At 33.8% G+C, this 494-nt stretch carries 1 protein-coding gene; it reads left to right on the plus strand.

Translation table 11 applies throughout. From position 1 onward, the window contains the following. Positions 1–277: 277 nt before the first annotated feature. Positions 278–463 carry a hypothetical protein gene (locus tag SB717_RS33575; protein WP_034652964.1) on the plus strand — a complete coding sequence of 62 codons (186 nt, stop codon included), beginning with the start codon at positions 278–280 and terminating at the stop codon, positions 461–463. Positions 464–494: the final 31 nt, after the last annotated feature.

A 494-nucleotide genomic window follows, 5' to 3' on the forward strand; every position in this document is an offset into this window, starting at 1 on the left:
TACACCGAACAAAAATAATTAACTTAATCGTAACATATAAAACCGAATATAGCAAATACAGGAAAAGTGACCCTTTCAAGCGTGAAATCCTATTGTAAAAAGATTAATTTAAGATCTACTAGGAGTAAATAAATTCAATTGACTTTCCACATATGTAGCTTACATACAAAATAGTAAGCGTGTTAAAAGCCCTGCTGTTTTTGTGTAGATGAAATTTTTTATAAAATGGATATCTTGGGTACAATACAGGGTATATACGTGGTAGAGGGGGGATCGTTTGAGACTGAAGGATGGAGACTTTTATACAGATAGTAGAAACGGTAAGGTATATAGATTAAATGAAGATGACAAGGGCAGCTGGTATGTGAGTACGCATGAAGATAATGATAAACTGTCTAGAACATCGGGGCGTGATATGATGAAATTGTTAAAGAGTTTTTATACCAAAATGAACAAAAGTTGAACATTCATAGCTCTGAAAAACTACCGGCCCT

Origin of the sequence: Priestia sp. SIMBA_032, from assembly GCF_046535215.1 — a bacterium.
Classification (GTDB): domain Bacteria; phylum Bacillota; class Bacilli; order Bacillales; family Bacillaceae_H; genus Priestia; species Priestia aryabhattai.